Source organism: Mesorhizobium sp. M7A.F.Ca.CA.002.04.1.1 (genome assembly GCF_004022805.1).
GTDB classification, from domain to species: Bacteria; Pseudomonadota; Alphaproteobacteria; order Rhizobiales; family Rhizobiaceae; genus Mesorhizobium; species Mesorhizobium ciceri.
Genome location: NZ_RZPL01000694.1, coordinates 1 through 2998, shown reverse-complemented (window position 1 = coordinate 2998; position 2998 = coordinate 1). Strand labels below are relative to the sequence as shown.

At 59.6% G+C, this 2998-nt stretch carries 4 protein-coding genes and 1 pseudogene; 4 read left to right on the top strand and 1 reads right to left on the bottom strand.

The features are described from left to right. Together ENZ75_RS26940 and ENZ75_RS26935 are read left to right on the top strand one after the other, a co-directional pair. Positions 1 to 332: pseudogene (locus ENZ75_RS26940) on the top strand (PD40 domain-containing protein); the annotation flags it as partial. 39 nt (positions 333 to 371) lie between these two features. Further along, positions 372 to 722 (top strand): four helix bundle protein, encoded by a 351-nt coding sequence (locus ENZ75_RS26935; protein ID WP_224618753.1) that lies wholly within the window; start codon positions 372 to 374, stop codon positions 720 to 722. Here ENZ75_RS26935 and ENZ75_RS34745 read toward each other — a convergent pair whose 3' ends face one another. After that, entirely contained in the window at positions 723 to 959 is a 237-nt protein-coding gene (locus ENZ75_RS34745; RefSeq protein ID WP_164767832.1) for a hypothetical protein, read from the bottom strand. A gap of 33 nt (positions 960 to 992) precedes the next feature. Between ENZ75_RS34745 and pal the strand changes: the two genes are divergently transcribed. After that, positions 993 to 1499: a peptidoglycan-associated lipoprotein Pal gene (gene pal / locus ENZ75_RS26930; RefSeq protein ID WP_013529149.1), complete on the top strand. Its 507-nt coding sequence runs from the start codon at positions 993 to 995 to the stop codon at positions 1497 to 1499. A 220-nt stretch (positions 1500 to 1719) separates the two neighbouring features. Then, positions 1720 to 2829, top strand: coding sequence for a tol-pal system protein YbgF (gene ybgF / locus ENZ75_RS26925; RefSeq protein ID WP_027162518.1), 1110 nt, complete (start codon positions 1720 to 1722; stop codon positions 2827 to 2829). Positions 2830 to 2998 lie beyond the last annotated feature (169 nt).

The window sequence follows — 2998 nt, the reverse complement described above, 5'->3', positions numbered from 1 at the left end:
TCTTCATGACCCCGATCTGGAATTCGCCGCCGGTCTGCTTGGTGAAGGCAATCAGGTCGCCGCGCGGCGACCTGATTGCCTTCACCAAGCAGACCGGCGGCGAATTCCAGATCGGGGTCATGAAGACCGATGGATCGGGTGAGCGCATCCTCTCCTCCGGCTTCCAGCAGGAGGGACCGACCTGGGCGCCGAATGGCCGCGTGCTGATGTTCTTCCGCGATTCCGCCGGTGGCCCCAAACTGGTTTCGGTCGATCTGACCGGACGCAACGAGCAATCGATCCCGACGGCGAACTTCGCTTCGGACCCTGCCTGGTCGCCGCTGCTGGAGTAAGAGACGAACTGAGGAACTGGGGAATTGAAGAACTGAAGAATGGAGAAGGCGGGCGGCCACATCAAGCGTGCGAAGGATCTAGAGGTTTATAAGCGCGCTTATGTGGTCTCTCTTGACGTGCATAAAGCTACGCTCGCCTTCCCGAAAATGGAGCAATACGCACTGGCTGATCAGTTGCGTCGCTCCAGCAAGGGAATCTGCGCCAATTTGGCTGAGGGATTTGCCAAGCAGACTCACTCCAAACCCGAATTCGCGCGGTTCATTTCGATGGCAATGGGTCATGCAGCGAAGTGGAGACGTGGATTTCCTAAGCGTTCGACCTTGGATACATCAGCCAGGCACAACACGACGATTGGCTGCGATCCTATGCCCATATCTACGGCATGCTGATCAATCTGAGAGAAAAGCTGAAGTGAATTCTCTCTTCAGTTCCTCAATTCCCCAACTCTTCAATTCCTCTTTTCCATCTCTTTGTCGCGTTTTGGCCGTATTTCCGCCTAGGGTCCGCGCCAACTGTGGCTCATGGCCAATGGCTGCGGACGGGCAGCTTAAACCAAAATTTAACCGTGTTTCTTGAATGCCGGTTAACCCAAACGTGGTTACTGGGTGATCAACGAAATCACTCAAATTAGACCACTCGAATTACGAAGGAGAGGCGGCATGGGCCGTATTGCAGCACTTACCAGAAACCCGGTCATGATCGCGCTGGTGGCGATGCTCGCCATCGCCGGTTGCGCCTCGAAAAAGACGCCGAACAACGCGGCCGATCTTGGCCTTAACGGCGCCGGCGCCGCAACACCCGGATCGGCGCAGGACTTCACCGTCAACATTGGCGACCGCATCTTCTTCGATACGGACTCGACCTCGATCCGTGCCGACGCGCAGACGACGCTCTCGCGCCAGGCACAGTGGCTGAACCAGTACAAGCAGTATGCCATCGTCGTCGAAGGCCATGCCGACGAACGCGGAACGCGCGAATACAATCTGGCGCTCGGCGCCCGCCGCGCAGCCGCTACCCGTGACTTCCTTGTCGCCAAGGGCGTCTCGGCCAGCCGTCTCAAGACCATTTCCTACGGCAAGGAACGTCCGGTCGCGGTTTGCGACGACATCTCTTGCTGGTCGCAGAATCGCCGCGCGGTCACTACGCTTAGCGGCGCTGGCTCCTGAGGCATCATGGACCGGCGCGTCAAAGGACGCGTGGCCGTCTAGCGGTAAAAATGCAACATACTTGTGCGAAAGGCGGCCTTGGGGCCGCCTTTTTCATATCCGGATGCCCGAAACAAAATTTGGCCGAAGTCTCGGCTCCTGCTATGAGCCGAGGGCGCTTGGCTGGTCCCATTCTGATTGGAAGGCGCGAACAAGCTAACGAAATCACTGCGAGAGGCACATGCATTTGAGATCGGTTCTGAGCGGCACGCTTGCGCTGCTGCTCCTATCAGGCGTCACCGCCCTGGCTAGCGGCACCGGGGCGAGCGGCACAGGGCAATCAACCGACAGCGGCTTTACCTTCCATCTTCCCAGTATCGAATTGCCCGGCTTTTTTGGTCAAAAGAAGAAACCGGACCAGGTTCAGCTGGTGCAGTCCGATCCTACCGCTGTCACCAGCCTGGAAGAGCAGCTGCGGCAGATGAACGGCAAGATCGAGGAACTCAATTTCCAGGTCCTGCAAATGCAGGAGCAGATCCGCAAGCAGCAGGAAGATAATGAATTCCGCTTCCAGCAGCTGGAAGGTGGCGGCACGCAAGGCGGACAGCCGCCGGCGCAGAAGAAATCGGACGCCACCACCGGCACCGACAACAACGTGGCGGCGGCCCCGGCAACACGGGCGCCGGCCGATGCCGGCGCCGAGCCCGCCAACGATCAATCGGCAGTCGGCAAGACGGTCGAGGACGTCATCGTCGAATCTCCGGATGGCGACCCCGGCAAGGTTATTCCCGGTACGGGAGCGCCGGAAAAGACCTTCGGCAGCATCACCGTCGACAAGAACGGCAATGTCATCGATGCCGGCGGCAACACACAATCGACCGCGCCGGCGCAGGATACCGCGCCAGTCGCCGGGGCGGCGCCCAAGGCCGGCAAATCCGATACGGTGGTCGCGGCGTTGCCCGCCACCAACAATCCGGAAGAGCTCTACCGCAACTCATACCAGTTCATCCTCTCGGGCGACTACGGCACCGCCGAGCAGGGTTTTCGCGACCACATCGCCCGCTTCCCCAAGGATGCGAAGGCCGCGGACGCGCATTACTGGCTGGGCGAGTCATTGCTCGGCCAGCAGAAATACCGCGATGCGGCCGAGACGTTCCTTGCCGCCAGCAAGGACTACCCCAAGGCCAAGAAAGCTCCCGATATGTTGCTGAAGCTCGGCGTGTCGCTGGTCGGCCTCAAGCAGCATGACGTTGCCTGCGCCACTTTCAGCGAGGTCGGCAAGCGCTACCCCGATATTTCCAGCGCGCTCAAGGAACGCGTCAAGCAGGAGAAGGCTCTGGCTGCCTGCTGATCCTTGTCATACATGTCGTTGTCCTGAAACCGGGATCACTTTTGGGCGACATGCATCATGCTCGACACCGAGCCGGACCTCTCGACTAACCCTTTTTCGCATATCGATTTTACCAGCGGCGCTGGTGCGTCCGTGTCCTGCGGCACCGACTCGACCGCCCTGCTCCTTC

Coding starts and splice junctions, on each gene's coding strand:
- ybgF (WP_027162518.1), top strand. CDS start 1,720: ATGCATTTGAGATCGGTTCTGAGCGGCACGCTTGCGCTGCTGCTCCTA.
- ENZ75_RS26935 (WP_224618753.1), top strand. CDS start 372: ATGGAGAAGGCGGGCGGCCACATCAAGCGTGCGAAGGATCTAGAGGTT.
- pal (WP_013529149.1), top strand. CDS start 993: ATGGGCCGTATTGCAGCACTTACCAGAAACCCGGTCATGATCGCGCTG.